This is a genomic window from Streptomyces albus subsp. albus (genome assembly GCF_000725885.1).
GTDB lineage: Bacteria > Actinomycetota > Actinomycetes > Streptomycetales > Streptomycetaceae > Streptomyces > Streptomyces albus.
Window position 1 is genome coordinate 1 of record NZ_JODR01000027.1, and the last position, 26,137, is coordinate 26,137.

General features: G+C 71.7%; 23 protein-coding genes, 1 pseudogene and 1 riboswitch. Of the genes and pseudogenes, 11 read left to right on the forward strand and 13 right to left on the reverse strand.

The features are described 5' to 3' along the window. Positions 1-133: 133 nt before the first annotated feature. Positions 134-550, reverse strand: coding sequence for a Fur family transcriptional regulator (locus tag IO40_RS0126945; RefSeq protein ID WP_016469643.1), 417 nt, complete (start codon positions 548-550; stop codon positions 134-136). Positions 551-642: 92 nt separating this feature from the next. Here IO40_RS0126945 and IO40_RS0126950 point away from each other — a divergent pair, with 92 nt between their 5' ends. After that, on the forward strand, positions 643-2,151 hold the full coding sequence (locus tag IO40_RS0126950) for a catalase (RefSeq protein ID WP_041969156.1): 1,509 nt from the start codon (positions 643-645) through the stop codon (positions 2,149-2,151). 98 nt (positions 2,152-2,249) lie between these two features. Here the strand turns inward: IO40_RS0126950 and hisN are convergent, their stop codons facing one another. Continuing rightward, on the reverse strand, positions 2,250-3,044 hold the full coding sequence (gene hisN / locus IO40_RS0126955; protein WP_016469645.1) for a histidinol-phosphatase: 795 nt from the start codon (positions 3,042-3,044) through the stop codon (positions 2,250-2,252). Positions 3,045-3,199: 155 nt separating this feature from the next. On the opposite strand from hisN, the gene IO40_RS0126960 reads away from it, so the two are divergent. Next, positions 3,200-3,832, forward strand: a complete 633-nt coding sequence (locus IO40_RS0126960) for a TetR/AcrR family transcriptional regulator (protein ID WP_016469646.1) — start codon at positions 3,200-3,202, stop codon at positions 3,830-3,832. 16 nt (positions 3,833-3,848) lie between these two features. Here IO40_RS0126960 and IO40_RS0126965 read toward each other — a convergent pair whose 3' ends face one another. From IO40_RS0126965 to IO40_RS0126980, 4 genes are all read right to left on the reverse strand, one after another. Next, a complete protein-coding gene (locus IO40_RS0126965; protein ID WP_016469647.1) occupies positions 3,849-4,172 on the reverse strand; it encodes a DMT family transporter in 324 nt (107 codons plus the stop codon). A gap of 82 nt (positions 4,173-4,254) precedes the next feature. Continuing rightward, positions 4,255-5,274, reverse strand: coding sequence for a ribosome small subunit-dependent GTPase A (gene rsgA, locus IO40_RS0126970; protein WP_031176287.1), 1,020 nt, complete (start codon positions 5,272-5,274; stop codon positions 4,255-4,257). Positions 5,275-5,286: 12 nt separating this feature from the next. Then, complete coding sequence (gene aroA, locus IO40_RS0126975; protein ID WP_016469649.1) at positions 5,287-6,660, reverse strand: 3-phosphoshikimate 1-carboxyvinyltransferase; 1,374 nt, start codon at positions 6,658-6,660, stop codon at positions 5,287-5,289. A 53-nt stretch (positions 6,661-6,713) separates the two neighbouring features. Continuing rightward, a complete protein-coding gene (locus tag IO40_RS0126980; protein WP_016469650.1) occupies positions 6,714-7,427 on the reverse strand; it encodes a M50 family metallopeptidase in 714 nt (237 codons plus the stop codon). A gap of 194 nt (positions 7,428-7,621) precedes the next feature. Here IO40_RS0126980 and IO40_RS0126985 point away from each other — a divergent pair, with 194 nt between their 5' ends. The 8 genes and pseudogenes from IO40_RS0126985 (at position 7,622) to def (ending at position 15,132) form a co-directional block, all read left to right on the forward strand. Further along, complete coding sequence (locus tag IO40_RS0126985) at positions 7,622-8,464, forward strand: SOS response-associated peptidase (RefSeq protein ID WP_016469651.1); 843 nt, start codon at positions 7,622-7,624, stop codon at positions 8,462-8,464. Positions 8,465-8,561: 97 nt separating this feature from the next. Further along, on the forward strand, positions 8,562-9,224 hold the full coding sequence (locus IO40_RS0126990) for an alpha/beta hydrolase family protein (protein ID WP_016469652.1): 663 nt from the start codon (positions 8,562-8,564) through the stop codon (positions 9,222-9,224). Between the two features lie 344 nt (positions 9,225-9,568). Continuing rightward, positions 9,569-10,240 carry a sigma-70 family RNA polymerase sigma factor gene (locus IO40_RS0126995; protein ID WP_030409508.1) on the forward strand — a complete coding sequence of 224 codons (672 nt, stop codon included), beginning with the start codon at positions 9,569-9,571 and terminating at the stop codon, positions 10,238-10,240. After that, positions 10,237-10,647 (forward strand): mycothiol system anti-sigma-R factor, encoded by a 411-nt coding sequence (gene rsrA / locus IO40_RS34130; protein ID WP_016469654.1) that lies wholly within the window; start codon positions 10,237-10,239, stop codon positions 10,645-10,647. Before IO40_RS0126995 ends, rsrA begins: the two co-directional genes overlap by 4 nt. Before the next feature lie 296 nt (positions 10,648-10,943). Next, positions 10,944-11,783: pseudogene (locus IO40_RS34135) on the forward strand (HD-GYP domain-containing protein); the annotation flags it as partial. Further along, complete coding sequence (locus IO40_RS0127010; RefSeq protein ID WP_031176288.1) at positions 11,780-13,159, forward strand: HD-GYP domain-containing protein; 1,380 nt, start codon at positions 11,780-11,782, stop codon at positions 13,157-13,159. The pseudogene IO40_RS34135 and the gene IO40_RS0127010, both read left to right, overlap by 4 nt. A gap of 228 nt (positions 13,160-13,387) precedes the next feature. Continuing rightward, complete coding sequence (locus IO40_RS0127015; protein ID WP_016469657.1) at positions 13,388-14,383, forward strand: tetratricopeptide repeat protein; 996 nt, start codon at positions 13,388-13,390, stop codon at positions 14,381-14,383. Between the two features lie 104 nt (positions 14,384-14,487). After that, positions 14,488-15,132: a peptide deformylase gene (gene def, locus IO40_RS0127020; RefSeq protein WP_016469658.1), complete on the forward strand. Its 645-nt coding sequence runs from the start codon at positions 14,488-14,490 to the stop codon at positions 15,130-15,132. Positions 15,133-15,216: 84 nt separating this feature from the next. Here def and IO40_RS0127025 read toward each other — a convergent pair whose 3' ends face one another. From IO40_RS0127025 to IO40_RS0127055, 7 genes are all read right to left on the reverse strand, one after another. Beyond that, positions 15,217-16,242 (reverse strand): ribonucleotide-diphosphate reductase subunit beta, encoded by a 1,026-nt coding sequence (locus IO40_RS0127025; protein ID WP_030409512.1) that lies wholly within the window; start codon positions 16,240-16,242, stop codon positions 15,217-15,219. Continuing rightward, entirely contained in the window at positions 16,233-18,641 is a 2,409-nt protein-coding gene (locus IO40_RS0127030; RefSeq protein ID WP_031176289.1) for a ribonucleoside-diphosphate reductase subunit alpha, read from the reverse strand. The genes IO40_RS0127025 and IO40_RS0127030 overlap by 10 nt, the downstream gene beginning before the upstream one ends. Positions 18,642-18,752: 111 nt before the next feature. Next, a riboswitch (cobalamin riboswitch) is annotated at positions 18,753-18,888 on the reverse strand. Positions 18,889-19,037: 149 nt separating this feature from the next. Then, the gene (mctP, locus tag IO40_RS0127035; RefSeq protein ID WP_016469661.1) at positions 19,038-20,831 is read right to left on the reverse strand and encodes a monocarboxylate uptake permease MctP; all 1,794 of its coding nucleotides are present in this window, start codon (positions 20,829-20,831) and stop codon (positions 19,038-19,040) included. Continuing rightward, positions 20,828-21,121 carry a DUF3311 domain-containing protein gene (locus IO40_RS0127040; RefSeq protein WP_016469662.1) on the reverse strand — a complete coding sequence of 98 codons (294 nt, stop codon included), beginning with the start codon at positions 21,119-21,121 and terminating at the stop codon, positions 20,828-20,830. Before IO40_RS0127040 ends, mctP begins: the two co-directional genes overlap by 4 nt. 113 nt (positions 21,122-21,234) lie before the next feature. Next, positions 21,235-21,435, reverse strand: coding sequence for a CstA-like transporter-associated (seleno)protein (locus IO40_RS0127045; protein WP_016469663.1), 201 nt, complete (start codon positions 21,433-21,435; stop codon positions 21,235-21,237). Then, positions 21,432-23,528: a carbon starvation CstA family protein gene (locus tag IO40_RS0127050; protein WP_234336608.1), complete on the reverse strand. Its 2,097-nt coding sequence runs from the start codon at positions 23,526-23,528 to the stop codon at positions 21,432-21,434. Before IO40_RS0127050 ends, IO40_RS0127045 begins: the two co-directional genes overlap by 4 nt. A 239-nt stretch (positions 23,529-23,767) precedes the next feature. Beyond that, positions 23,768-24,565, reverse strand: coding sequence for a GntR family transcriptional regulator (locus IO40_RS0127055; RefSeq protein WP_016469665.1), 798 nt, complete (start codon positions 24,563-24,565; stop codon positions 23,768-23,770). 307 nt (positions 24,566-24,872) lie between these two features. Between IO40_RS0127055 and IO40_RS0127060 the strand changes: the two genes are divergently transcribed. Next, on the forward strand, positions 24,873-26,105 hold the full coding sequence (locus IO40_RS0127060; protein ID WP_016469666.1) for an extracellular solute-binding protein: 1,233 nt from the start codon (positions 24,873-24,875) through the stop codon (positions 26,103-26,105). The last annotated feature ends 32 nt before the right edge of the window (positions 26,106-26,137 follow it).

The window sequence follows — 26,137 nt, forward strand, 5'->3', positions numbered from 1 at the left end:
CGCTCGGCTGGGAAACCCCAGCCGAGCGCCTGCATAAACTGCTCGCGGCCTGATCAACACAACCACGTGTTGCAACGACCGCTAGAAACCGCCCACCGGGCGCGGGCCCTCATCGGACGGTGGCGGTGGACGGCTAGGCGTCGGCGCAGCTGGGGCAGAGGCCGCGGTAGGTGACCGTGGCGTCGGCGATGGTGAAGCCGTACCGCTCGTTCTCGGGTAGGGCGGCCAGCGGGTCGCCCGTCGGGTGGACGTCGCGGATCGTGCCGCACCGGGAGCAGACCAGGTGCTGGTGGGTGTGGCGCGCGTTGGGGTCGTAGCGCTTGGCGCGGCCGTCCGTGCTCACCTCGAGCACTTCGCCGAGGGCGACCAGCTCGCTGAGCGTGTTGTAGACCGTCGCGCGGGCGATCTCCGGCAGGCGGTCCGCCGCGCGGGCGTGGACCTCCTCCGCCGTGTAGTGCACATGGTCGCCGTCGAGCACCTCGGCGACGACTCGCCGCTGCGCGGTGAGCCGCCAGCCGCGATCGCGGAGCCGTTCCAGCAGGTCACTCATGTGTCCAGACTAGCAGCGCCCCGTACATGGCAAGAACCCGTACGGGTTTCGTCTCCATCTTGACTTAGACAAAGTCCAATGTAGGGTTGCGGATGGTTGGCCCACAGGACAGATGTGATGCACAGGAGGCGCACGTGACCGTGCAGGACGAGACGTCCGGACCCATGACGACGGAAGCCGGAGCTCCGGTCGCGGACAACCAGAACAGCCAGACCGCGGGCGTGGGCGGCCCGGTCCTCGTTCAGGACCAGCACCTGCTCGAAAAGCTCGCGCACTTCAACCGGGAGCGCATCCCCGAGCGCATCGTGCACGCACGCGGCGCGGGCGCCTACGGAAAGTTCACCGTCACGGCGGACGTGACCCAGTACACCCGTGCCAAGTTCCTCTCCGAGATCGGCAAGGAGACCGAGGTCTTCCTGCGGTTCTCCACGGTGGCCGGCAACCTCGGCGCGGCGGACGCGGTGCGTGACCCGCGCGGCTTCGCGCTGAAGTTCTACACCGAAGAGGGCAACTACGACCTGGTCGGCAACAACACGCCGATCTTCTTCATCAAGGACGCCATCAAGTTCCCCGACTTCATCCACACCCAGAAGCGGGACCCGTACACCGGTTCGCAGGAGCCGGACAACGTGTGGGACTTCTGGGGCCTGTCGCCCGAGTCGACGCACCAGGTGACCTGGCTGCACGGCGACCGCGGCATCCCGGCGTCCTACCGGCACATGGACGGCTTCGGCTCGCACACGTTCCAGTGGACGAACGAGGCCGGTGAGGTCTTCTGGGTCAAGTACCACTTCAAGACCGACCAGGGGATCAAGAACCTGACGGCCCAGGAGGCCGAGGTGCTGGCGGGCAAGGACCCCGACAGCCACCAGCGCGATCTGCGCGAGGCCATCGAGCGGGGCGAGTACCCGACCTGGACGGCCTACGTCCAGATCATGCCCGCGGCGGAGGCGGCGAACTACCGCTTCAACCCGTTCGACCTGACCAAGGTGTGGCCGCACGCGGACTACCCGCTGATCGAGTTCGGCAAGCTGGAGCTGAACCGCAACCCGCGGAACATCTTCGCCGAGGTCGAGCAGTCGATCTTCTCCCCGCACCACTTCGTGCCGGGCATCGGTCCCTCCCCGGACAAGATGCTCCAGGGCCGGCTGTTCGCCTACGGCGACGCCCACCGCTACCGCGTCGGTATCAACGCCGACCTGCTGCCGGTGAACGAGCCCAAGGCGGCGCAGGCCCGCAGCTTCGGCCGGGACGGCGTGATGTACGACGGCCGGCACGGCGGTGCGAAGAACTACGAGCCCAACAGCTTCGGCGGCCCGGCCCAGACCGGACGCCCGCTGTGGGAGCCGCTGCCCGTCAGCGGCACCACGGAGGACCACCCGGCTCCCTCGCACGCCGAGGACGACGACTTCGTCCAGGCCGGGAACCTCTACCGTCTGATGTCGGAGGACGAGAAGCAGCGTCTGATCGACAACCTGGCGAACTCCATCGCGGGCGTCTCCCGCGACGACATCGCCCAGCGCGCGATCGAGAACTTCCGCAAGGCGGACCCGGACTACGGCAAGCGACTGGAGGCCGCGGTCCAGGCCCTGCGCGGCTGACCGACCGCTTCGCCGTACGAACCCGGAGGGACCGGACGCCATGGGGCTCCGGTCCCTCCGGCGTGCGCCCGGCCCTTCCGGGCGCCCGGGGCCGGCCGTCAGGCCGTGAGGTAGTCCAGCAGCGTGTCGTGCAGCAGGCCGTTGGACGCGACGGCGTTGCCGCTGTGCGGGCCCGGGTTCCCGTCCAGGCCCGTGAAGCTGCCGCCGGCCTCCTCCACGATGACCGCGCTCGCCGCCATGTCCCACAGCGACAGCTCCGGCTCCGCGCACATGTCCACCGCCCCCTCGGCGACCAACATGTACGACCAGAAATCGCCGTAGGCGCGGGTACGCCAGCAGTCCCGGGTCAGGTCCATGAAACCGCCCAGCATGCCCCGCTCCTCCCAGCCGTGCAGCGAGGAGTAGGCGAACGAGGCGTCCTGCACCTTGGCGACCTTGGACACCTCGATCCGGGTGGCCTTCGACAGGCTGCGGCCGGTGTAGGCGCCCGTCCCCCGGGCCGCCCACCAGCGGCGGTTGAGGGCCGGCGCGGAGACGACACCGACGACCGGGCGGTCGCCGCCCTCGCCCATCTCCATCAGCGCGATCAGCGTCGCCCACACCGGGACGCCGCGTACATAGTTCTTCGTACCGTCGATGGGATCGATCACCCAGCGGCGCGGCCCGTGGCCCTCGCTGCCGAACTCCTCGCCCAGCACCGCGTCCCGCGGCCGGGTGCGCTGGAGCGAACTGCGGATCAGCTCCTCGGCCGCCTTGTCGGCCTCGCTCACCGGCGTCATGTCCGGCTTGGTCTCGACCTTCAGGTCGAGAGCCTTGAACCGCTCCATGGTGGCGGCGTCGGCGGCGTCGGCCAGCACGTGGGCGAGACGCAGATCATCGTGATAGTCCAGCATGTCGGCACAGTATCCGGCGGCATGATCCCCGGCCACCGGGCCATGCGCGTGCGCCGTGTATTGACACCTCATGGCGGTGCGTCAATCCTGTGCCGCACGCCGGGCCGGCGGCCTTCCGGACGCCCGGTGCCGGTCACGGCCGGGGGGAGGCGACGATGCCCACTGCACGCGAGACCCTGCTGAACGCCGCACACGTCGCGGTGCGGGCCAAGCCGTGGACAGCCGTACGGATGGTGGACGTGGCAGCCGCCGCCGGCGTCTCGCGGCAGACGCTCTACAACGAGTTCGGCAGCAAGGACGGGCTCGGCGCGGCGCTGGTCGGCCGGCTGGTGGACGACTTCCTCGACGGTGCGGCCCGCGCGGTCACCGAGGCGTGCCGCAGCGGCGCCGACCCGGCCGCCTGCTGTGCCGCCGCCGCGGCCTGGGTGCTGCGCACCGCCCGCAGCGAGCCCATCGTGCACGCGGCGCTCACCGGCTGCTGGGGCTCCCGGATGCCGCCGCCGGCCCGCCCCGTGCTCTCCGCGGCGGGCCCGGCCGAGCCGGGGACGCTCGCCCGGGTACTGCGCAAGCGTGCCGTCCTGGGGCTGGAGCGGGCCGTGCGGCTCCCCGCGGGCGCCCGGGAGGACGGCGCCGCCCCGGACGCCGACCGCCGCCGGGAACTGGAGCACGCCTACGAGGCGGGCCTGCGTCTCGCGCTCTCCTACGTGGTGGCGCCGGCGGGCGGCCGGGACGACGACGAGCCCTGCGGGCGGGTCGACCAGCTCGTACGGGCACTGCTGGCCCGCTGACCGGGCGGCGCCGCGGTCAGTGGGCGCTGCCGGACAGCTGGAGCCCCATCACCCCGATGATGACCAGCGTGATGGACACCAGCTTCAGGGCGGAGACCACGTCACCGAGGAAGACCATGCCGTAGATCGCCGTCCCGGCGGCCCCGATGCCGGTCCACACGGCGTAGGCCGGGCCGACGTCCAGCCGCTTGAGGGAGAGGGTCAGCAGCCCGAAACTGCCGAGCGCGAACGCGCAGAACGCGATGGTCGGCCACAGCCGGGTGAAGCCGTGGGAGAGTTTCAGACACACGGCGAAGCCGGTTTCCAGCAGCCCCGCGACTATCACCAGCAGCCACGCCATGTGCTCTTCCTCCCGAGACGCCCGTTGCGGACAAGGTCAAGCGCAGGCAAACCAGTATGCAGCCCTGGGCGGTCGGAAGCGATCAGTCCCCTTCACGTCTCTCCCGGGTGGCCAGCAGCCGGCGCAGCGAGTGCAGCCTCGCCGGTTCGGCGTGGCCCCCGGCCACCCACGCGTCCAGGGCGCAGCCCGGCTCGTTGTGGCTGCATCCGCGCGGGCACTCGGCGGCGCCCTCCTCCAGGTCGGGGAAGGCGTGGATGACGCGCCGCAACTCGATGTGGTTGAGGCCGAAGGAGCGCACCCCGGGGGTGTCGATGACCCAGCCGTCCCCGCCGGTGGTGGAGGGCGGCAGCGGCAGCGCCAGCGCGGACGTCGTGGTGTGCCTGCCGCGTCCGGTCACCGCGTTGACGTCGCCGGTGGCCCGCTGCCGCTCCGGCACCAGCGCGTTGACCAGCGTCGTCTTGCCGACCCCGCTGTGTCCGACGCACACCGTGACCTGACCGTGCATCAGTTCGCGGACGGCCTCGGCGCCCGCGCCGTCGGCCAGCTCGTCCCGGCTGGTGACCACGTAGCGCAGCCCCAGCGGCGCGTACGTCTCCAGCAGCGGGCCGGCCGGCGCCAGGTCCGCCTTGGTCAGCACCAGCAGCGGCTCCAGGCCCGCGTCGAAGGCGGCCACCAGACAGCGGTCGATCAGCCGCGGCCGGGGCTCTGGGTCGGCCAGCGCGGTGACGATGGCCAGCTGGTCGGCGTTGGCGACGATGACCCGCTCGAACGGGTCGTTGTCGTCCGCCGTCCTGCGCAGCACCGAACTGCGCTCCTCGACGCGGACGATGCGCGCCAGGGTGTCCTTGGCACCGGACAGGTCACCGACGACCGCCACCCGGTCGCCGACCACCACCGCTTTGCGGCCCAGCTCGCGGGCCTTCATCGCGGTGACGGTCCGGTCCTCCACCAAACACGTCATCCGGCCCCGGTCGACGGTCAGTACGAAGCCCTCGGCCGCGTCCTCGTGCTTGGGTCGGGTGTGGGTGCGAGGGCGGGTGCCCCGGCGCGAGGGGCGGACCCGGATGTCGTCCTCGTCGGTGTGCTTGCCGTAGCGGCGCATGCGGGGGCTGCCTCAGACCCTCGCCCCGGCCGGCGCCCCGAGCATGCCCTCCCACAGTCCGGGGAAGTCGGGCAGCGTCTTGCCCGTGGTGGCCACGTTCTCCACCTGGACGCCCTCGACGGCCAGGCCCAGCACCGCGCCGGCGGTGGCCAGCCGGTGGTCGTCGTAGGTGTGGAAGACGCCGCCGTGCAGCGGGCGGGGGCGGATGCGCAGCCCGTCCTCCGTCTCGGTGACGTCGCCGCCCAGCCCGTTGATCTCCTTGGCCAGTGCCGCCAGCCGGTCCGTCTCGTGCAGCCGCAGATGGCCGATGCCGCGCAGCACGGACTCGCCCTCGGCGAGCGCCGCGACGGCGGCGATGCCCGGCGTCAGCTCACCGACCTCGCTCAGGTTGATGTCGATGCCCAGGATCCGCCCGCCGCCGGTGAGGGTGAGGCCCCGCTCGTCCAGCTCGCAGGAGCCGCCCATCGCCGTGAAGATCTCCCGCAGCGCGTCCCCGGGCTGGGTGGTGTGCGCCGGCCAGTCCGGAATGGTCACCCGCCCGCCGGTGACCAGCGCGGCGGCCAGGAACGGCTGCGCGTTCGACAGGTCCGGCTCGATCGTCAGGTCGCGGCCCAGCAGCGTGCCCGGGGCCACCCGCCACACGTTCGCGGCCCCGCCGTCCTCGGGGGCGTCCACCTGGGCCCCTGCGGCGCGCAGCATCTCCACCGTCATCCGGATGTGCGGCAGCGACGGCAGGGTCCGCCCGGTGTGCCGCACCTCGACGCCCTGCCGGAAGCCGGGCCCGGACAGCAGCAGCGCGCTGACGAACTGGCTGGAGGACGAGGCGTCGATCTCGACCGGTCCGCCGGCCAGCGAGCCGGTGCCGTGCACGGTCAGCGGCAGCGCGCCGCGCCCGTCGTCCTCGATCCGGGCGCCCAGCGTCCGCAGCGCGCCGATGACGCCGTGCAGCGGGCGCTCGTAGGAGCGGGGGTCACCGTCGAACCGCACCGGGCCGTCGGCCAGCGTGGCCAGCGGCGGCAGGAACCGCATGACGGTGCCCGCGTTGCCGACGTCCACCGTCGCCGGGCCGCGCAGCGGGGCGGGGACCACCCGCCACACCTCACCGGTGACGCGGGAGCCGTCCGTGTCCGTACCGTCCGACGGCGCGGGGACGGTCTCCTCGATCCCGGTGCCCATCGCCCGCAGCGCGTCCGCCATCAGCACGGTGTCCCGGGAGCGCAGCGGACGGCGCAGCCGGCCCGGCTCCGCGGCGAGCGCCGCCAGCACCAGCGCCCGGTTGGTGACCGACTTGGATCCCGGCACGGTGACGGTCGCCTCGACGGCGCCCGGTGCGGTGGGGGCGGGCCAGAGGGCGTGTTCTGCGGTGCTGGTGCGCTGGTCGGTCATGGGGCCCACTGTAATGGCTGGGCACGGGCCCGATCCGGACGCGGCCGGAGTGCTCACAGGCCCAGCAGCCAGCGTCCGCCGCCGATGAGGGAGCACAGCGACACCGCGTGGAAGAGGAACAGCCACATCGCGGCGGGAACGTTGGTGAGCCGGGAGAGCTGGTCCGCGTCCGAGTCCGGGGCGCCGCCGTACCTGCGCTTGCGTTGCAGTTCGAAGACCGGCCGCACCCCGCCCAGCAGCAGGAACCAGACCACCGCGTAGCCGAACGCGGCCTGCACCTGCGGTCCTGTCAGCCAGGACACGACCACGAAGGCGCCGCCGGCCAGGACGACGGTCAGCACGCCGTAGGCGTTGCGGATCATCACCAGCATCGCCACCAGCAGCACCGTGGCGCCCCACAGCAGGGCTGTGATGTGGTCGGCTGCCAGCAGCCAGGCGCCGCCCAGGCCCAGCAGCGAGGGGGCGGTGTATCCGGCGGCGGCGGTCAGCACCATGCCCAGCCCGGTCGGTTTGCCGCGGGAGACGGTCAGGCCCGAGGTGTCCGAGTGCAGCCGAATCCCGTCCAGGCGGCGGCCCGACACCAGGGCGATCAGCCCGTGCCCGCCCTCGTGCGCGATGGTGATCGCGTTGCGGGATATCCGCCACACCCCGTGCGGCACCACCGCGAGCAGGGCGACGACCCCGGTGGCGATCACCAGCCACTGGTCGGGGTCCGGCTGGCTCCCCACGACGCGGTCCCAGACGTCCGTGATGCTCGCGCTGTCCATGCTCAGGGCGTTCTCCTCGTGTGCTCCGCGGTGACCGGGCAGCCCGGCCCCGGTCCCGGCCTCGGTCCTGGTCCTCCAGTCCGGCCGTCCCCGTCCGGCCGCCCCGGTCGGGGCCTCCCCGGCCCGGTCGTCCCGGTCCCGTCGGACGGTCAACGCACGGCGGGCTGTCGGCGTGCCGTGGCAGTCTTGCAGGCATGTGCGGACGGTATGCAGCGAGCCGGGGGGCCGAGGACCTCGCCCGGCTGTTCGAGGTGGAGAAGTGGGAGCCCGAGGAGGCGCTGGCGCCGGACTGGAACGTCGCGCCCACCAAGGCGGTCCACGCGGTGCTCGACCGTCCCCTCAAGGGCAGTGACGACCCCCGCCCCGTGCGGCAGCTCCGGCCGCTGCGGTGGGGGCTGGTGCCCGGCTGGGCCAGGACGCCCGACATGGGCGTCAAGATGATCAACGCCCGCGCGGAGACCGTCCACGAGAAGCCCGCCTACCGGCGTCCCTTCGTCGCCCGCCGCTGTCTGCTGCCGGCCGACGGCTACTACGAGTGGGTCACCGCCGAGCAGGAACTGAAGCTGGAGCAGGAGGGCAAGCGCAAGCGCCCCCGCAAGCAGCCGTACTTCATCGCGCCGGCGCCCTCCGGTGACGGCGGCGAGCAGCCGGTGATGGCGATGGCGGGACTGTACGAGTTCTGGCGCGACAAGACGCTGCCCGACGACCACCCCCAGGCGTGGTGGGCCACCTGCACAGTGATCACCACGGAGGCGGAGACCACGCCCCTGGCCAACGCCGGTGAGCTGAGCGAGGGCGGCCCCCGGTCGCTCGCCGACATCCACCCCCGTATGCCGCTCGTGCTCACCCCCGACCGCTGGGACGCGTGGCTGGACCCCTCCCACACCGACCCCGAGGGGCTGCGCGCGCTGCTGACCCCGCCCCCGCCCGGGTCGATGCGGGCCCACCCGGTCTCCACCGAGGTGAGCAACGTGCGCAACAACGGCCCCCAGCTGCTCAAGGAGCTCCCGGCGCCCGAGGAGGAGACCCTCTTCTGAGCTGCCCTCCGCCGCCGGCCCGCCCCGGCACCCTGGCGCCGCCGCGCACCATGCCGCCGTCGCGGGCCCGCACCCGTCCGCCTGGCACCATGCGCCTATGAACGCGCACACACCCACGGACGGCGGGCGCACCGAGACGGTGGGCACGCCCGCAGGTGAGGCCCGTATCACCTGGTACGACGCGAAGAAGGCGCACACCGTGCTGGCGCTCGGGCACGGCGCGGGCGGCGGCATCGAGGCCCGTGACCTGCGGGCCCTCGCTGCTGCGCTGCCCGCCGAGGGCGTCACCGTGGCACTGGTGGAGCAGCCCTGGCGGGTCGCGGGCAAGAAGGTGGCCCCCGCCCCCAGGACGCTGGACACCGCGTGGACGGCGCTGTGGCCCGCGCTCACCCGGCCCGGGCTGCCCGTGATCGCGGGCGGGCGGAGTGCGGGCGCCCGTGTGGCCTGCCGTACGGCTTCCGCCCTGGGCGCCCGCGCGGTGCTCGCCCTCTCCTTCCCGCTGCATCCGCCGGGCAGGCCGGACAGGTCCCGTGCCCAGGAGCTGACCGGGGTGACCCTGCCCCTCCTGGTCGTCCAGGGCGGACGGGACCCCTTCGGCCGCCCCGCGGAGTTCCCCGAGGGCACCGAACTGGTCGAGGTGCCGCACGGTGATCACGGTTTTGCCCTGCCGAAGTCGGCGGCGGTCACCGAGGAGGAGGCGATGGGCGTGATCACCGGTGCGGTGGCCCACTGGATCGGCGCGGGCGCGGCGGCGGGCTGAGGGCCCGGGGGCGAGGGGCCGGGGCGGGAGCGGTCGCGGGGAGTGGCCGGGGGGCCGGGCGCGGGAATGATCGTCGGGGTCGGGAATGGTCCGGGCGGACCGCCTGTTGCAGAGGGTGTCCGGCAGGCCGGACGAAGACTTCAGGATGCACCTCTCTCAGGTGAAAGGGAGCCGCCCAGATGGGTTCTGTCGCTTGTCCCCAGCGTCCGCGGGCCGCTGACCTGGACTGGGCCACGCTCGCGCTGGCCTCTGGGACGACGGTTCGAGCGGCGGCCGATATGGATCGTCGTCTATTCTCCGAATCGAGCGGGTCCTCGGTCGGACTCGCCCAGATAACGGAGGAGGTGGGTCCGGTCACCGGGACCGAAGGCGACTCGAACACGCAGCCGGAGACGCAGGCGTCGGAGACGGCGGAGCAGCGCAGTGCGCGCTTCGAGCGGGACGCGCTCGCCTTCCTGGACCAGATGTACTCGGCCGCGCTGCGGATGACGCGGAACCCCGCCGACGCCGAGGACCTGGTGCAGGAGACCTACGCGAAGGCGTACGCCTCCTTCCACCAGTTCCGCGAGGGCACCAACCTCAAGGCGTGGCTGTACCGCATCCTGACCAACACCTTCATCAACTCCTACCGCAAGAAGCAGCGCGAGCCGCAGCGCAGCGCGGCGGAGGAGATCGAGGACTGGCAGCTGGCCCGGGCCGAGTCCCACATGTCCACCGGACTGCGCTCGGCCGAGGCCCAGGCCCTCGACCACCTGCCGGACTCGGATGTGAAGGAGGCCCTCCAGGCCATCCCCGAGGAGTTCCGCATCGCCGTCTACCTCGCCGACGTCGAGGGCTTTGCGTACAAGGAGATCGCCGACATCATGGGGACACCCATCGGCACGGTGATGTCCCGGCTGCACCGTGGACGGCGGCAGCTGCGGGAGATGCTGGAGGGCTACGCGCAAGAGCGCGGCCTGGTCCCGGCCGGAGCAGGGGCGGACGGGTCGCACGACCGGAAAGGCTCGGGCTCATGAGTTGCGGAGAGCCGCACGAGACGGACTGCGCTGAGGTTCTCGGCCATCTCCACGAGTACCTCGACCAGGAGATGCCCGAGGGCGACTGCGCCAAGTTCAGGGAACACTTCGACGAGTGCTCCCCGTGTTTCGAGAAGTACGGCATCGAGCGCGAGGTCAAGAAGCTCGTCAAGCGCTGCTGCGGGCACGACGACGTCCCCGCGGGCCTGCGGGAGAAGGTGATGGGCCGGATCGAGGTGATCCGGCAGGGCCAGACGGCCCCGCAGGAGAGCGCAACGGTCTCCCAGGGCGAGGACGCGCCCGGGGACGCTCTCGGACGGACCGCGGAGGACCGGGGTGTCCGCGAGGTCCGGGACACGCAGGCCGCCCAGACCGCCGCCCAGGACCAGGACAAGAACCCGGCCTGAGACAGCCGGCGGGCAGCGCGCGGGTGAACCCGCCGCGCAGCGCCCGCTGTTGACACCCCGCGCACCCTCCACGTTCTACGGGAACGCGCGGCTGTTACCGCCGGTTTCCCCTCCAACGAGTGAGGGTGGTCCTCCTCGTACGGGGGAACGCCCCGTCGGCAGGGGGGCCGCCGCGCCGGGCCGCTCCTATCCTCCCCGCCATGAAGCAGGCGGGGAGGAGGCCCACACGCGGGCCGCGGGTGCCGGGCGGGACCGGAAGACGGTGCGGTCCGGCATGGGTGCTGGCCTGTGTGCCGGCCGCTCCGGTGGCCGTCCTGCTGTGGCGGAGCCCGTTCGGTCCCCTCGCGGCGCTGCTGGCCGTCGGGCCCGTCTACCTCGCCTGGCGGTCCCTGCGCCGGTGCCGCCCCGAACACGCCGCCCGGCAGACCGCCGTCCGCGCCCTCGCGCAGGCGGTGCACATCAAGGACCGTTACACACGCGGCCACGGCGAACGTGTCGGGTTCGCCGCCGTGCTCATCGCCCGCGAGCTGGGCCTGGACGAGGACCGCACCGAGGTGCTGCGCTGCGCCGGCATCCTGCACGACATCGGGAAACTCGGCGTCCCCGCCCGGCTGTTGCGCAAAGAGGGCCCCCTCACCCCGGCCGAACGCCGGATCATGGAACAGCACCCCGAACACGGGGCCGAGATCGTCCGGGGCCTCGACTTCCTCGGCGAGGCCCGGGCCGCGGTCCTGCACCATCACGAGCGCATGGACGGGCGTGGCTACCCGCACGGTCTGGCCGGGGAACGGATTCCCGAGGTGGCGCGCATCGTGGCCGTCGCCGACGCGTTCGACGCCATGACCTCCACCCGCAGCTACCGCAGGGGCCGCCCCGTCGCCGCGGCCCTCGAAGAGCTCGAACGCTGCGCGGGCACCCAGTTCGACCCCCGTATGGTCGCCGCGCTCCGCCGTGCGCTGGCCGCCCACGGCTGGCCGTTCACCGAAGAGCCCGAGCAGCCCGAGCAGCCCGGGCAGCCGGGGAAGTCCGGGCAGCCGGGGGAGTCCGTGCGCCCCGGACAGTCCGTCACCGGTCACGTACCCGTGCCGCGGGAACAGTGCGCGGGGGCCCGTACCGGTGACGGTGTCGCCGTATGAGCCGCCGCGCCTGGTGGCCGTCCCCCGCCCGGACGGACAGCGCCGTGGGACGGAAGCAGCAGCGGTACGTATCGGCACGCAGACCGCGCACCCGGCAACCGGCGCCGCACCGGCGGGGCTTGGCGCGCTGTGTCGCCGCCGCGCACCTGGCGGCGGCTCTCGCGGTGGTGGCCGCGCTGTGCCACACCCTGGAGCACGGGCTGGTGCAACCGGGTGTCGCGGTGGGTTTCGGGCTGGTCGTCGCCGTCGGGGAGTTGGTGCGGGTGCGGCTGCCCGACGCGGACGGCGGCGGACGCACCACGGGACTGCTGTCGGGGGCGGGAGCGCTCGGCTACGCGCTGCTCGCCGCGATGGAGCAGCCACCGGGCGGCCACGGTGTCGGGCAGACCGTCGCGGTGGCCGTCGTCGGCTCGCTCGTCGGGCTGGTGCCGCACGTGGCGCTGGGCCAGGCCCCGCCGCCGCAGCCCGCCGCCCGTCTCGCGCTCGGCGTGGGCGGCGCCGCCCTGTGCGGCGGAACCCTCCTGGCCGAGGGCCCGTTGGGACGGGCAGCCGAGCCGGGACCGGTCCTCCTGGTGTGCCTGCTGGCCCTCGCGCTGCTGACCGGCTACGCGGACGCCCTCCTCGCCGCCGCCACGGCCGTCGTGGGGGCCGCCGGCCGGGAGCCGGGCCCGGAGCGGCCGTCGCTGCGTGCGGAGTTGCGCACCCGTGCGGTCCTCGTACCGTCCGTCGCCGTCACCGCCGTGCTGCTGGCGGTGGCCGTCGCCGGGGCCGGGCCGTGGGCGCTGCCGCTGTGCTGCGCGCCGCTGCTGCTCGTCCAGTTCGTGCTGCGCCGCAGGGCCCCCGCGCGGGCCGCGCACCGGCGCACCCTCGCCTCCCTGGCCCGGGCCCCCGAGGTGGCCGGCTGCACCCCGCCGGGGCACGCCCGCAGGGTCGCGGACCTCAGCCGTGCCGTGGGCCGCGAGCTGGGACTGACCGGGGCGGAACTCACCGCGCTGGAGTACGCGGCGCTCACCCACGACGTGGGGCAGCTGTCCCTGACCGATCCGGTGCCCGGCGGTGTCACCGCGGCGCTGGAACCCGGCCGGCAGCGGCGTATCGCCCTGCTGGGCGGTGCCGTGGTGCGCCAGACGAAAGTCCGCTGGCGGGTGGCCTCCGCCGTCGAGGGGCAGGCCGACCCGTACCGCGAGCAGTCCGTGACGGCGCGTGTCGTGGCGACGGTCAACGCCTACGACGATCTGACGGCGGGCAGCGGCACGGCGGACGCCGCAGCCCGCGAACGCGCCCTGCGCGCGCTGCGTACCGCCACCGGCCGTGACCACGAACCACGCGTCGTCGAGGCCCTGTCACGCGTCGTGTCCCGCCCCGCACACCTCTGACGCACGGGTAATGAGCGGGCACCCGAGCGGGCATGGTTGGATGCGAAGGGGGAACCGCGACAGACGTGGACGGACGCCGCGGCGTCCGGCACCGAGGGCCCCGACGGCAGTGAACGGCCGGGCGGCAGCCGCCCGGCGGACAGGCAGAACGGCGGGATTCAGCTTCAGACAGCGGAAACCGTGGAAACTGCGGGAACGGCGGGAAAGCCGGGAACGGCGGGAAAGACTGTGAGGATCTTCGGCAGGGTGCGGCACCGGCCGTCCGCCTCGTGGCGGCAGGCGACGGACCGCGCGTTCACGCTCATTGGCGACGGCCGGTACGAGGACGCGGGTGCCCTGCTCACCCGCGCCGCCGATCTGGAGCCGTGGCTCTCGGAGTCCTGGTTCAACCTCGCGCTGCTCCACAAGTTCCGGCACGACTGGGAGCAGGCCAGGGCCGCGGGACTGCGCGCGGTCGCCCTCCTCGACCGCGAGACGGGTGCGCCCGACTGGTGGAACGTGGGGATCGCGGCCACCGCCCTCCAGGACTGGCCGCTCGCCCGCCGGGCCTGGCAGGCGTACGGACTGCACGTCCCCGGGCACGGCACGGCCGCAGCGGACGAGCCCACCGGTATGCAGCTGGGCAGCGCCGCCGTGCGGCTCTCGCCCGAGGGCGAGGCGGAGGTCGTGTGGGGGCGCCGCATCGACCCCGCCCGGATGGAGGTGCAGAGCATCCCGCTGCCCTCGTCCGGACGCCGTTGGGGTGAGGTCGTCCTGCACGACGGGGTGCCGCACGGCGAGCGGACCACGGCGGCCGGCCCGTCCTACCCGGTCTTCGACGAGATCGAGCTGTGGGCGCCCTCGCCCGTGCCCACCTGGGTGGTGCTGCTGGAGGCCGCCACGGAGAGCGACCGGGACGCGCTGGAGCGGCTGGCCGCGGACGCCGGGTTCGCCGCCGAGGACTGGTCGTCGTCGGTGCGGCTGCTGTGCCGGGCCTGCTCGGAGAGCGCCATGCCCGCCGACGAGGGGGACGGCACCGCCCATCTCGACCCGCACGACCACAGCTCCCCCGGTCACCCCGGGCCGCTCGGCCATATGACGCAGGGCGGCCCCGGTGAGCTGTGGGTGCCGGAGCGTGAATGCGGCCTGGCCGCGCCCGCCGCACTGGTGCGGGGCCTGCTGGACGGCTGGGTCGCCGACAGCCCGGACACCCGCGAGTGGCGGGATCTGGAGGAGGTCTGCTGAGCGTCGGCCGAGGGCCCCGTACCCTGTAGGGCGAGTGTTTGCGGCACCCGCCCGGGGAGCCGCACATCCGAGCTCTCAAGGGTCGCAGGAAGGCGTACGACGGCATGGCGCAGCAGCAGGGAACCGAGGCCGGGTCGGCCGGTGTCGCCGAGGACGAGTTCGTCGACGACGTGACGGACGCGGCTGCCCGGGAGGAAGCACACACGGCGCGCGGCACCGCCCGGCCGATCACCGTCGTCGGCAACCCGGTGCTGCACCGGGAGTGCAAAGAGGTGACGGAGTTCGACGACGAGCTGGCGGGGCTGATCGACGACATGTTCGCCAGCCAGCGCGCCGCCGAAGGGGTCGGCATCGCCGCCAACCAGATCGGCGTGGACCTCAAGGTGTTCGTCTACGACTGCCAGGACGACGAGGGCGTACGCCACGTCGGCGTCGTCTGCAACCCGGTGCTCGACCAGCTTCCCGCCGAGCAGCGGGTGCTGGACGACGGCAGTGAGGGCTGCCTGTCCGTGCCCGGCGCCTACCACCCGCTGGCGCGGCCCGACTATGCCGTGGTGCGCGGGCAGGACGCGCAGGGCAAGCCGATCGCCGTCCGGGGCACCGGGTACTTCGCGCGCTGCCTCCAGCACGAGACGGACCACCTCAACGGGTACCTGTACATCGACCGGCTCTCCAAGCGTGAGCGCAAGGACGTGCTCCGGCAGATGGCCGAGAGCACGCCCCGCTACGAGACCGTCCCCAACGAGTAGGACGGGCCGCCGCAGGCTGCCGCCCCGCCGCGGACGGCCCGGTCCCACAGTGGGTCCGGGGCCCGGTGGCCGGGCGGCAGCCGCTCAGAAGTCGTCGTCGAGGGTGACGGAGCCCTCCACCGCGACCTGGTAGGCGGAGACGCGGCGCTCGAAGAAGTTCGTCAGCTCCTGGACGTTCTGCAGCTCCATGAAGGAGAACGGGTTGGTCGCCCCGTACCGCTCGGGGAAGCCGAGACGGCGCAGCCGCTGGTCGGCGACGGCCTGGAGGTACTGCCGCATCGACGCGGTGTTCATCCCGGGCAGCCCCTCCCCGCACAGGTCGTGCGCGAACTGCAGCTCCGCCTCGACGGCCTCCTCCAGCATGGCGGTGACCTGCTTCTCCAGCTCGTCGTCGAAGAGCGAGGGCTCCTCCGCGCGGACGGTGTCCACCACGTCGAACGCGAAGGACATGTGCATCGACTCGTCGCGGAAGACCCAGTTGGTGCCGGTGGCCAGCCCGTGCAGCAGGCCCCGCGAGCGGAACCAGTAGACGTAGGCGAAGGCGCCGTAGAAGAAGAGCCCTTCGATGCAGGCGGCGAAGCAGATCAGGTTGAGCAGGAACCGCCGCCGCTCGTCGCGGGTGTGCAGCGCGTCGATCTCCTCGACGGAGTCCATCCAGCGGAAGCAGAACTGCGCCTTCTCCCGGATGGAGGGGATGTTCTCCACCGCGGCGAACGCCTGGGCGCGTTCGTCGTGGTCGGGCAGGTAGGTGTCCAGCAGGGTCAGATAGAACTGGACGTGGACGGCCTCCTCGAACAGCTGCCGCGACAGATACAGCCGCGCCTCGGGCGAGTTGATGTGCTTGTAGAGGGTGAGCACGAGATTGTTGGCGACGATGGAGTCGCCGGTGGCGAAGAACGCCACCAGGCGGCTGATCATGTGCTGTTCGCCGGGGGAGAGCTTGGCCAGATCGGCCACGTCGGAGTGGAGATCGACCTCCTCGACGGTCCAGGTGTTCTTGATGGCGTCGCGGTAGCGCTCGTAGAAGTGCGGGTAGCGCATCGGGCGCAGGGTGAGCTCGAATCCCGGGTCGAGCAGGTTCGGGGTGGTGGACGTGCTGGTCACTGGCATGCCTCGCAGGACTCGGGGTTCTCCAGGGAGCAGGCGACGGCGGCTTCGCCCGTCGCCGGTGGCGCGGGCGCGGGCACGGTGGCGGGTGCCGCGGTGCCGGCCGCCTGCGCGATGCGGGTCGCGGGACGCGACCGCAGGTAGTAGGTGGTCTTGATGCCGCGTTTCCAGGCGTACGCGTACATCGAGCTGAGCTTTCCGATGGTGGGGGAGGAGAGGAACAGGTTCAGCGACTGGCTCTGGTCCAGATACGGGGTGCGGGCCGCGGCCATGTCGATGAGGGCGCGCTGCGGGAGCTCCCAGGCCGTGCGGAAGAGGGTCCGCAGTTCCTCCGGCACCCATTCCAGCTCCCGCACCGAGCCGTTGGACTCGCGCAGGGCGGCGCGGGAGCGCGCGTCCCACAGGCCCAGCGCTTTGAGTTCTGCCACCAGATAGGTGTTCACCTGGAGGAACTCACCGCTGAGCGTCTCGCGCTTGAACAGGTTGGAGACCTGCGGCTCGATGCACTCGTACACCCCGGCGATGGACGCGATGGTGGCGGTCGGCGCGATGGCCAGCAGCAGGGAGTTGCGCATGCCGGTGCGGGCGATCCGCTCGCGGAGGGCCGCCCACCGCTCGGGCCAGGCGTGGCCCTCGCGGGCGGCCGGGTAGTGGTCGGGGTGGAGGACGCCGCGGGCGGTGCGGGTCTCCTCCCAGGCGGGCAGCGGGCCGTTGCGCTCGGCCAGGTCCGCGGAGGTCTCGTAGGCGGCGAGCATGATGCGCTCGGCGATGCGGGTGGACAGCTCGCTCGCCTCGGGGGAGTCGAACGGCAGCCGCAGCCGGAAGAAGACGTCCTGGAGGCCCATCACGCCCAGACCCACCGGCCGCCAGCGGGCGTTGGAGCCGGCGGCCTGCCCGGTCGGGTAGTAGTTGATGTCCACCACGCGGTCGAGGAAGGTCACCGCGGTGCGGACCGTGGCGTCCAGCCGGTCCCAGTCCATCGTGCCGTCCTCGCCCAGGTGGGCTGCGAGGTTGACGGATCCGAGGTTGCACACGGCGGTCTCGCCGTCGTCGGTGACCTCCAGGATCTCCGTGCACAGGTTGGAGGAGTGCACGACGCGGCCCGGGAGGGCCGTCTGGTTGGCGGTGCGGTTGGAGGTGTCCTTGAACGTCATCCAGCCGTTGCCGGTCTGGGCGAGGGTGCGCATCATCGCGCCGTACAGCTGCCGGGCGGGCAGCCGTTTGACGGCGCGGCCCTCCGCCTCGGCCCTGCGGTACGCCGCGTCGAACTCCTCCCCCCACAGGTCGGTCAGCTCCGGCACGTCCGAGGGTGAGAACAGCGACCATTCCCCGTCGGCCTCGACACGGCGCATGAACTCGTCGGGGACCCAGTGCGCCAGGTTGAGGTTGTGGGTGCGGCGGGCGTCCTCGCCGGTGTTGTCCCGCAGTTCGAGGAACTCCTCGATGTCCGCGTGCCAGGTCTCCAGGTAGACGCAGGCCGCGCCCTTGCGCCGGCCGCCCTGGTTGACGGCGGCCACCGAGGCGTCCAGCGTGCGCAGGAACGGCACGATGCCGTTGGAGTGCCCGTTGGTGCCGCGGATGAGGGCGCCCCGGGAGCGGATCCGGGTGAAGGGGACGCCGATGCCGCCCGCGTGCTTGGAGAGCCGGGCGATCTGGTGGTAGCGCTCGTAGATCGAGTCGAGCTCGTCGCGGGGCGAGTCCAGCAGATAGCAGGACGACATCTGGGGGTGGCGGGTGCCGGAGTTGAAGAGGGTGGGGGAGGAGGGCAGATAGGCGAGGGAGCTGATGAGCCGGTAGAACTCCGCGACCTCGGCGAGGGCTTCTGGCGAGTTGTCGGCGGCCAGCCCGCAGGCCACCCGCAGCAGGAAGTACTGCGGAGTCTCCAGGGGGCGCCGGGTGGTGGGATGCCGCAGCAGGTAGCGGGAGTGCAGGGTGCGCAGCCCGAAGTATCCGAACCGGTCGTCGGCGCCGTCCGCGACGGCCTGGTCGACGAGGGCGTCCAGCCGTGTGGCGTACCGCTCGACGAAGGCGTGGGTGCGGTCCGCGATCAGTCCGTGGGTGTGGCCCAGACGGACCGAAGCGGAGAACGAGGTTGCTCCTTCGGCGGCCGTCTCGTCGCGCAGGGCGAGGGTGAGCAGCCTGGCGGCCAGCCGGGAGTAGGACGGCTCCTCGCCGATGAGCCCGGCCGCGGCCTCCACGGCCAGGTCCCGCAGGTCGGCGGCGGTCGCGGAGGGGTGCCGCCCGCGCAGTACCGCGGCGGCGACGGGGGCCCGGTCGGCGTCGGGCAGATCCGCCGTCAGGGCGGCGAGCTGCCGGTTCAGCGCGTCGGCGACGGGGTCGTCGGCGTGCCGGCCTGATCCCCGCGCATCGGCGGGGGACGGGGCGGTGGGGGCGATGGTCACGCGGTGCTCTCCCTCGGTGCTCGCTGCCCGTGGACGGCACGGCAAGGAGGGAGCGCGCATGCGTGCGGGCACGCCGCGCCCCGTCCGCCGGTCCAGTCCACGAGACCCGGACGTTCGCTGTCGCCGCCGGCAGGCGATCGGACTCGCGGGCAGCGGTGAGCTGCCCGCACACCGTTGCGGGTCAGTTCCGGGTTCTCACCGGATTCCCCTGCGTCGGGTGGCGACGACCTGAGGGAGCATACATGTTGTGGCCCGTTCCGCGAGGCCCCCCACATGTTGTGCCGTCGTGTGACGGGTGGCTATCGTGGCGCCACACGCAGACACCCGCCCCCGGATGCCGGGGACGGGTGTCGGAGGGGTGGGCACGCCACGCCGCATGCGGGGCGAAGCGGTGGCTCAGCCCATGGCGGCGGGCTCCTTCTCGGGGCTGCCGCCGGCGTCGGGAGTGTCGGTGCCGCCGCCGTCGGTGCGGGGCCCGCCGGGACTGCCGCCGTCGGTGCCGGGACCTTCACCGGGGCCGTCGCCGCCGGTGCCGCCACCGGTGGGGGCACCGGGGCCGGCCGTGCCGTCGTCCGGGTCCGCCGGGCCGGCCGGCCGCTTCCCGGACGGCGCGGACGGTGCGTCGGCCGTGTAGTCCTCGGGGCGGGTCTCGTCCACCCCGGCCGGGGCCTTGAACGCCCGCAGCACGACGGTCAGCACGACGGTGACGGCCACGTTCAGCACGAACGCGGTCACCCCGATGTAGCCCGTCTCGCCGATGCCGGGGATCAGCGCGTTGCTGCCGCCGAAGTGCTGCTGCGTGGGGCTGGCGACGCCGTACGCGGCGAGCGTGCCGTAGACCATGCCCACGGCCCAGCCGGCCAGCAGGGCCCAGCGGTGGAACCAGCGGGTGAACAGTCCGCCGACCAGCGCGGGGAAGGTCTGGAGGATCCAGATGCCGCCAAGGAGCTGGAAGTTGATGGCCACGGTCTTGTCCATGCCGAGGACGAAGACGAGCGCACCGACCTTCACCAGCAGGGACACCAGCTTGGAGACCTTCGTCTCCTGCTCGGCGGTGGCGTTCGGCTTCAGGAAATCCTTGTAGATGTTACGGGTGAACAGATTGGCCGCGGCGATCGACATGATGGCGGCGGGCACCAGTGCGCCGATGCCGATGGCCGCGAAGGCGACGCCGGTGAACCAGTCGGGGAACATGTCCTCGAACAGCTGGGGAATGGCGAGCTGGCCGTTGTCCACCTTGATCCCGGCGGCGATGGCCATGAAGCCGAGCAGGGCCAGGAATCCCAGCATGAGGGAGTACAGCGGCAGGATCGTGGTGTTGCGCCGGATCACATTGCGGTTCTTGCCCGAGAGCGTCGCCGTGATCGAGTGCGGATACATGAAAAGGGCCAGCGCGGAACCGAAGGCGAGGGTGGCGTACGCCCATTGCGCGGATTCGCCGCTGGCCAGTTCACCGCGGGGTTTCCCGGTCGCCGGATTCGGCTGGGCGAGGGCGTCACCGGCCTTGTCGAAGATCGCGTCGAAACCGCCGAGTTTGATGGGGATGTAGATGATGGCGACGGCGATGACGAGGTAGATGAGCGCGTCCTTGACGAACGCGATCAGCGCGGGGGCGCGCAGCCCGGAGGAGTAGGTGTAGGCGGCCAGTACACCGAAGGCGATGAGCAGCGGAAGGTCCTTGACGAACCAGTTGGTGGATTCCGAACCGCCCACGCCCATCACGTCCAGCACCGCCTGGATGCCCACGAGTTGCAGCGCGATGTAGGGCATCGTGGCCAGGATGCCGGTCAGGGCGACGGCCAGCGACAGGCCGCGGGAGCCGAACCGGCCGCGCACGAAGTCGGAGGTGGTGACGTAGCCGTGCCGGTGCGAGACCGACCACAGCCGCGGCAGGAAGGTGAAGATCAGCGGGTAGACGAGAATCGTGTACGGAACGGCGAAGAATCCCGAGGCGCCGGCCGCGTAGATCGCGGCGGGCACGGCGACGAAGGTGTACGCGGTGTACAGGTCGCCGCCCAGCAGGAACCAGGTGATCCAGGTGCCGAAACTGCGTCCGCCCAGGCCCCATTCGTCCAGCGAGTTGCCGTCGGCCGCCTTGCGCCAGCGGGCGGCGCGGAATCCCATGACGGTGACGACGAGGAAGAAGAAGACGAAGACGCCGAGTGCGACGCCGTTGACCCCGCCGTTCATCGCGCCTCACCGCCCTCGGCGGTCTCCGCGGTGGCCCCGGCGCGCTGGTTGCGGTCCTGTTCCCTGCGCACGAGGCGGTAGGCGATGACCGTGAGCGCGGCGGATATCAGCACCCACAGCATCTGGTACCAGTAGAAGAACGGAATGCCGAAGAGCGTGGGCTCGATCCGGGCATAGGAATCCACCCACAGGATGGCGACGAACGGCGCGACCAGACAAAGCCCCGTGATGACCCGTGCGGGGGTGACGATCTGCTGGCTTCTCGCCGACGTCGGCGGCGGTGCGGACATGGTGGGGGACTCCGTCCTCGCTCAGGTGTGTGCAATGCGCACGGAAACCTAAGCGAGGTTCTCGATCACCGTCACCACCCGTCCGCATACCGGACACGCGCGGCGGGCCGGGCTCAGCAGCAGCGGAAGCCCTCGCGCGGATCGCCCTCCCGCGCGTCCTGCCGCTGCCGCTCGAACTCCCGCCGGCTGGGCACCGGGGCGTCGGCGCCCTGGTGCTGCCGTACGTGCGCGACATAGCGCTCGTAGGCGCTCTCGTCGGTCAGTTCGCGCACGTACCAGCGCACCCAGCGGCCGGCCCGCCGTACGGCGTTCACCGCGTGTCCTGTCCCGGCCCGGTACGGGAGGTCCCTGCCGCGGCCAGCGCGGCCTGCTGTTCGGCCTTCTCCTCCTTGGTGGCGAACAGCCCGGCCGGCTCGACCAGTTTCGACTCCACGTACGGTGCCTCGGTCAGCTTGGTGGCCTCCGGGTGGCGGATCGCCTTGACACAGGTGCGGGTCGCGTCCACGAGGACGATGATGACGAGGAGGGCGAAGAGGGCCGAGAGCACGCCGTCCACCGTGGAGTTGGTGACGACGGTGTGCATGTCGTCCATGTTCTTGGCGGGCGGGATGACCTTCCCGGCTTCGATGGCCTGCTGGTAGTCGGCGCGCTGCTGGAAGAAGCCGACCTTCGGGTCGCTGGAGAAGACCTTCTGCCAGCTCGCGGTCAGCGTCACGACCGCGTCCCACGCCAGGGGAACGGCGGTCACCCAGGCCCACTTGAGCCGCCCGGACTTGATCAGCAGCGTGGTGCACACGGCCAGCGCCACGGCGGCCAGCAGCTGGTTGGCGATGCCGAAGAGCGGGAAGAGCTGGTTGATGCCGCCGAGCGGCTCGTGGACGCCGACCCACAGGAAGTAGCCCCACAGTCCGACGACGATCGCGCTGGACAGGAGCAGCCCCGGCCACCAGCTGATGCGGCGGAACGGCTTGTAGACGTTGCCCAGCATGTCCTGGAGCATGAACCGCCCCACGCGGGTGCCCGCGTCCAGCGCCGTCAGGATGAACAGCGCCTCGAACATGATGGCGAAGTGATACCAGAACGCCTTCATCCCGGCGCCGCCGAACACCTCGGAGAAGATGTTGGAGACACCGATGGCGAGCGTCGGCGCCCCGCCCGTACGGGACAGCAGCGACTGCTCCTCCACGGCCTTGGCGGCGGCGGCCAGTTCCTCGGGACTGATGGTGTAGTCCAGGTGCCGTACCGCTTCCGAGGCGGACTGCACGGTGTCGCCGATGACACCCGCGGGGGCGTTCATCGCGAAGTAGAGGCCCGGGTCGATGATGCAGGCGGCGACCATCGCCATCACCGCGACGAACGACTCCATCAGCATGGAGCCGTAGCCGATCATCCTCACCTGCGTCTCCTTCTGGATCATCTTGGGCGTGGTGCCCGAGGAGATCAGCGCGTGGAACCCGGACAGGGCGCCGCAGGCGATGGTGATGAAGGCGAACGGGAAGAGCGACCCGGCGAACACCGGCCCGTCGCCCACCCCCGCGAAGTCGGTGATGCCCGCCATCTTGAGCGTCGGCAGGGTCAGGATCACGCCGACGGCCAGCAGCCCGATGGTGCCGATCTTCATGAAGGTGGACAGGTAGTCGCGCGGCGCCAGCAGCATCCACACCGGGAGGATGGAGGCGATGAAGCTGTAGACCAGGATCCAGATGACCAGCGTGCCCGGCTCCAGCGTGAAGGTGTCCGCCCACGACGACTCGGCGACCCACCGTCCGGCCACCAGCGCGAGCAGCAGCAGCGCGATGCCGATGACCGACACCTCGGTCACCCGGCCGGGGCGCAGCACTCGCAGGTAGAAGCCCATGAACAGGGCGATCGGGATGGTCATGCCGATCGAGAAGGTGCCCCAGGGCGACTCGGCGAGGGCGTTGACGACGACGAGCGCCAGCACCGCCAGCAGGATGATCATGATGGCCAGGACGGCGAGCAGCGCGGCGGCGCCGCCGACCGGCCCGATCTCCTCACGGGCCATCTGCCCCAGCGACTTGCCGTCCCGCCGCATGGAGAAGAACAGCGTCACCATGTCCTGCACGGCGCCGGCCAGGATGACGCCGGCGACGATCCATATGGTGCCGGGCAGATATCCCATCTGGGCGGCCAGCACCGGGCCCACCAGCGGGCCAGCGCCGGCGATGGCGGCGAAGTGGTGGCCCAGCAGCACCCGGCGGTCGGTGGGGTGGAAGTCGATGCCGTTGTCGAGCCGTTCGGCGGGGGTGGCCCGGGTCTTGTCGACGCGCAGCACGCGGGTGGCGATGAACCGCGCGTAGAAGCGGTAGCCGATGGCGTAGGAGCCGAGGGCCGCGGCGACCATCCAGGCGGCGGAGATCTCCTCGCCCCTGGCCAGTGCGAGCATCGCCCAGCCCACCGCGCCGATCAGCGCGACGGCGGTCCAGATGACGACGGACCGCCACTTGGGCTGTCTGGCTTGCTGGGCAGTGCTGGACACGCGCGTTCCTCCTCGACCCCACCCGTCCGCCGCCTTCGGGCTGCGGACTCGTACGACGGCAGGCCGACGTTAGAACAGTGACGTGATCTGCGCCATACCCCCAGCCGTTGTTGCCCGAGTTGCGTGGGGTGCAAAGGAGGCGCCGGTCAACCGGCGGCGGGCCGCTGGAGGTTGGCGACGAACTTGTAGCGGTCGCCGCGGTAGACGGAGCGCACCCACTCCACGGGCTCCCCGCGGGTGTCCCGCGAGTGCCGGGAGAGCATCAGCATGGGCAGGCCGACGTCCGTGCTCAGCAGTCCCGCCTCGCGCGGGGTGGCCAGCGAGGTCTCGATGGTCTCCTCGGCCTGCGCGAGGTGGACTCCGTAGACCTCGGCGAGCGCGGTGTAGAGGGAGGAGTACTTCACGAGGCTGCGGCGCAGGGCGGGGAAGCGTTTCTGGGACAGGTGGGTGGTCTCGATCGCCATCGGCTCGCCGCTGGCCAGCCGCAGCCGCTCGATGCGCAGGACGCGTCCGCCGGCCGGGATGTCCAGCAGCGCGGCGAGACGGTCGTCGGCGGTGACGTAGCCGATGTCCAGCAGCTGCGAGGTGGGCTCCAGCCCCTGGGCGCGCATGTCCTCGGTGTAGGAGGTCAGTTGGAGCGCCTGGGAGACCTTGGGCTTGGCGACGAAGGTGCCCTTGCCCTGGATGCGCTCCAGCCGCCCCTCGACGACCAGTTCCTGGAGGGCCTGCCGGACGGTGGTGCGCGAGGTGTCGAATTCGCTGGCCAGGGTGCGCTCGGGGGGTACGGGCGTGCCGGGGGGCAGGGTTTCGGTCATCTCCAGCAAGTGCCGTTTGAGGCGGTAGTACTTGGGCACGCGCGCGGTGCGGGCCGCCGGTCCGTTGCCGCCCGCGGCCTGGGTCTCCGCGGCGGCCGGCGCGATGGAGCCGCCCCCGTCCGTGCTCATGGCCCGCCTCTCCGCCTCGCCTTGTGCCGTCACCGGCGTCCTCCGTGTCCGTAGCGGTTCACATCGTGGCACGACCCCGGTCCGGGCGGGCGCCCGAGCTCAGATGTCGGTCCGGTAACGGAACCGGCTGGGAGCTTTATACACCGTTGACACCCCTAAAGGTCTAGGCCAAGCTCTGCGCATTGGTCTAAACCAACTGTCCGGGCGAGGCGTCCGGGCGTGCTGTGCGGCCGTTCCAGTGTGCAGGGGAGATGCTGTGAAACGTGGTCAACGAGGACTCATAGCCGCGGCCGGAGCCGTGGCGCTGATGGTGAACGTCGCGGCCTGCGGGTCCGACGGGGACGGCGACAAGAAGGCCGGGCCCGACAGCTTCAAGGGCCAGACTCTCACCCTCTGGGCGATGGACGGCTCGACCCCCAAGCAGTGGATGAAGGACGTCAAGGCCGAGTTCGAGAAGAAGACCGGGGCCAAGCTCAAGTTCGAGGTCCAGCAGTGGAACGGGATCCAGCAGAAGATCACCACCGCGCTGTCCGAGTCCGACCCGCCGGACGTCATCGAGATCGGCAACACCCAGACGCCCGCCTATGCCCGCACCGGCGGTCTCGCCGACCTCGGTGACCTCAAGAAGGACCTGGGCAAGGACTGGACCGCCTCCTTGAACGAGTCGGCCGTCTACGACGGCAAGCAGTACGCGGCCCCCTGGTTCGCCGTCAACCGTACGGTCGTCTACAACAAGAAGATCTGGGCCGAGGCCGGCATCAAGGGCACGCCCAAGACCCGCGACGAGTTCTTCGACGCGCTGGACAAGATCGAGAAGAAGACCGACGCCGAGCCGATCTACATGCCCGGCCAGAACTGGTACTTCTTCGACGGCCTCCTCATCGGCAAGAACGCCGACCTGGTGAAGAAGAAGGGCGGCAAGTGGGTCTCCAACCTCGCCGACCCCAAGGTCGGCGAGGCCATGGAGATCTACAAGAAGTACGCCTCCTACTCCAAGGCGCCCAAGGACAAGGACGAGGCCACCCCGCAGCAGGCGGAGGTCTTCGCCAAGGGCAAGACCGGCGCGTTCATCGGCCTGGGCTGGGAGGGCGCCACCGCGGCCGAGGCCAACCCGAAGATCAAGGACGACATCGGCTACTTCACCATCCCCGGTGAGACCGCCGGCAAGCCGGAGGGCGTCTTCCTCGGCGGCTCCAACCTGGCGGTCGCCGCGGGCAGCGAGAAGCAGGAACTCGCCAAGGAGTTCCTCAAGATCGCGCTCTCCGACAAGAACGAGGGTGCGCTCGCCAAGGAAGGCGGCGTCATCCCCAACAAGGAGTCCTTGCAGAGCAATCTGAAGGGCAACCCGTCGGCGGAGGCCGCCGCGCCGGCCGTCGAGGGCGGCGGCCTGACGCCGCTGATCCCCGAGTGGGGCGCGGTGGAGAACCCGCCGAACCCGATCAAGAGCTACATGACGTCCGTGCTCAAGGGGAAGTCCCACGCCGCGGCGGCCAAGGCGGTCGAGGGCGAGATGAACAAGCGGCTGTCCCAGAAGCAGTGACCCGTCCGAGGGCGGGGTGGGGGCGGCGGGGT